The organism is Bradyrhizobium sp. Ai1a-2, from assembly GCF_000426245.1.
GTDB lineage: Bacteria > Pseudomonadota > Alphaproteobacteria > Rhizobiales > Xanthobacteraceae > Bradyrhizobium.
This window is the reverse complement of record NZ_AUEZ01000197.1, coordinates 1-3,042: the sequence shown is the minus strand read 5'-3', so window position 1 is coordinate 3,042 and position 3,042 is coordinate 1. Positions and strand designations below refer to the sequence as shown.

The window sequence follows — 3,042 nt, the reverse complement described above, 5'->3', positions numbered from 1 at the left end:
CATCGCGGAGATCTCTAGCTACCATAGCATCCAATCGGCGACCTGACGTGCCACAGAGCCGCCGCTGCCAGTTGAGCTGCCGCAATGTGTTCTGCTTCGACCTCGCGATTCCTATTCCGTCGAATCGAGCGATAAGGACATGCGAAGCGAGCTTGTGTACCAATATGGACAGGAGCGCCTACCGCGCTACACGAGCTATCCGAGCACGTCGCACTTCTCTCCTGCCGTCGACGGCAAGACCTATGTCGATTGGCTGCACGCCATGCCCGCTTTCCGTGCGGCGTCCCTCTATCTGCACGTTCCGTTCTGCCAATCGATGTGCTGGTATTGCGGCTGCCATACCTCTGTGACAGAACGTGACGAGTTTATCGCCGAGTATGCGGCGGCGGTTCGCTGCGAGATGCAGCTTTTGACCAACACGCTCCAGCATCGCCTGCCCTTCGCACATCCACTTCGGTGGCGGGACGCCGACGATCATGGCGCCTAAGCTCTTTGCCGATCTCGTCGGCGCGATGCGCAGCTTCTTTCTCGTACTTTCGGATGCCGAGATCGCCGTTGAGGTCGACCCGCGAACTTTGACGGAGCCGATGACAAAGACCATGGCTCATTGCGGAGTGACGCGCGCCAGCTTGGGTGTCCAGAGCTTTGATCCGATGGTACTACGCTCGATCAATCGAATTTAAACATGTGAACAAACCGCAGCTACGGTGGACCGCCTACGGGAGGCGGGCTTCAGCTGCATCAATTTTGATCTGCTCTATGGCTTGGCCGCACCAAACCATCGAGTCCTGTCTCGATACGGTCGAGAAGTGCATTGAACTCCGGCCTGATCGGCTCGCGGTCTTCGGTTATGCCCATGTGCCAACCTTCAATCATCAGCGGCGGATTACCGAAAACACGCCGCCCGACAGCCTCGAACGTCAATCACAGTCGGAAGCCATCTCGGACGCGCTGCAGTGCGCGGGCTACATTCGGATCGGCCTGGACCATTTCGCGCTTCCCAGCGACCGCCTCGCGATTGCGCAGCGCGAAGGACGATTGCACAGGAACTTCCAGGGATATACGGATCATCACGAGAACGTGCTGATCGGCCTTGGCGCAAGCGCCATCGGACGGCTGCCGCAAGAGTTTGTTCAGAACACCCTGGCGACCCGCGACTATCTTCAGTGCGTCGCCACAGGACAATTCGCAACGGCCAAGGGCTACGCCTTCTCTGCCGACGACCGCTTTCGCGCAGAGATTGTCGAACGCATCATGCGCGATCTCGCCGTCGATCTATCGCGGGTTTCTCATGTTCGTGGCAGGACTCTTGAGGAGATAATCATCGACCACGACCGCTTCGAACGACTGCGGGCCGATGGCGTGATCACGGTCGAGGCGAACGGGCTGCGCGTAGCTAAGGGTTCCCGATTCCTGGTGCGGAGCGTGGCCTCCACGTTCGATGCGCATTTGGCGAAACGGGTCGGGATCTATAGCCGAGCCGCCTGACGGAGGTAGACACGAAAGTCGCGGCGGGTAGTAGCGGGGAACGCTACCGCTTTCCCTAGGACCAACTGAACCAGCGATATCTGCTTCGATCCTCCGCATGAGCATGAGCGAACCCACCTCTTACGCTTCCGAAACTGGATGTCGAAGGCCATGGGCTTGGAGGCCAACAATGTAGCACAAGATCGAAGGCAAACGAGGCTTCGGCAGCACGTACCTGCATCATGGCGTTCGGCGGCAGGCGCAGCGCCGACGAAATTCGGCTGGTATGGCTCAAAAAAGGCGCGTTTCGATGAGCCTGGGCGGTGCGTCGAGATACATTATGGTGCTCCCTTCAGGCTGCGTCTCGGCTGGCCCTCATATTTGTATTCAAACTGCTTGGGCATAGGTCCTTTATTGCGGTCCTTGCGTCCGGTCTGCTCCCATGCGTGCGCCAGGATCCCGACCGCGCGCGACAGGCAGAAGATGCCTCGGGCAAGCGGCGCGGCAAAGCCCAGCTCCCCATAGATCACCGCGGCGGCTCCATCGATGTTCATCGGGATGAGCTTGCCCTTTCGCTCTTGCAAGACGCGCTCGATCGCACGCGCAGCGTTGGCATAGCGACCACTGACAGCACCCTCACTTACCGCTGCATCGACCAATGCGAGTATCGGTTCGGCACGCGGGTCAACGGGATGAAACCGGTGACCGAAGCCCGGCAGATATTTGCTACGCGTGCTGGTGAAATGATCGATGGCATCACCCGCAGCCCGATCAATGCTCCCAACCTCGCCCCGTTGCAAAACATCTTCATAGAGCTCGATCGCTTCCTCTCCAGCCCCGCCATGAACGTCATCGAGCGTATTGATTGCAGACGCAATCGCCCCGTTCAGCGGCAGCCCGCAACTGACCGCCATTTGCGCAATGGCGATGGACGGTGCGTGCGGACCGTGATCTACCGAAGCGACCGGCGCAGCCTGCAACAGGCGTTCCCGCGCCGGCGTGGGCAACTCGCCGCGCAGCATCAACCAGACCATAGCGGGAAAGGAAATCCGTCCGATCAATTCTTCAATCGGATATCCGCGATAGGCGATGCGGCCTGGGGCTATGTCGCATATCGAAGTCCGCCACCAATGGGCGGCCTGTTCTCGCAGCTCAGTTTCGCTCATTCTGGTTTCCGATCTCGTTAACCTGCGGCCGAGTTAGGCGGGGATGCGCACAACTCCCTCTCCGTGTCTTGCGTTGCTCCGTCGCTGGCCGCGCGGTCTAGTGGAAAATGCGCCTCTCCCTGGCGAGGTGTTCCGGCGGCACCGCACGAGATGAGTCGCTCAATTTCCGGATAGGTGTAACCGAGCCGCGCCAGCCATCGCTCAGTGTCCTCACCAACCGATGGAGGAAGTGAGGGGGTGGAAAACTCTTCGTCCAGCCGAAAGCCAGGGCGCGTGATTCGCAACGGCTGTTCGCCCCTTCTTTCGCTCGGCAGGCTCTCGACAAAGTTGCGTTTGAGCAATTGCGGCTGGTTCAACACTTGCGGACCGGTCAGCACGCAGCCGGCGGGAACGCCAGCCGCATTCAACT

General features: G+C 59.8%; 1 protein-coding gene and 2 pseudogenes. 1 reads left to right on the top strand and 2 read right to left on the bottom strand.

The window, feature by feature from the left end; translation table 11 throughout:
- The first annotated feature begins 139 nt into the window (after nt 1-139).
- Nucleotides 140-1,488: pseudogene (gene hemN, locus K288_RS49060) on the top strand (oxygen-independent coproporphyrinogen III oxidase).
- A 317-nt stretch (nt 1,489-1,805) separates the two neighbouring features.
- Here hemN and K288_RS0142960 read toward each other — a convergent pair.
- The gene (locus K288_RS0142960) at nt 1,806-2,633 is read right to left on the bottom strand and encodes a citryl-CoA lyase (protein WP_027584821.1); all 828 of its coding nucleotides are present in this window, start codon (nt 2,631-2,633) and stop codon (nt 1,806-1,808) included.
- A gap of 17 nt (nt 2,634-2,650) precedes the next feature.
- Nucleotides 2,651-3,042 (bottom strand): annotated as a pseudogene (locus tag K288_RS54555) (hypothetical protein); the annotation flags it as partial.

Excerpts from the sequence above, each read along its gene's own strand:
- K288_RS0142960 (WP_027584821.1), bottom strand. The coding sequence starts at position 2,633 with ATGAGCGAAACTGAGCTGCGAGAACAGGCCGCCCATTGGTGGCGGACT.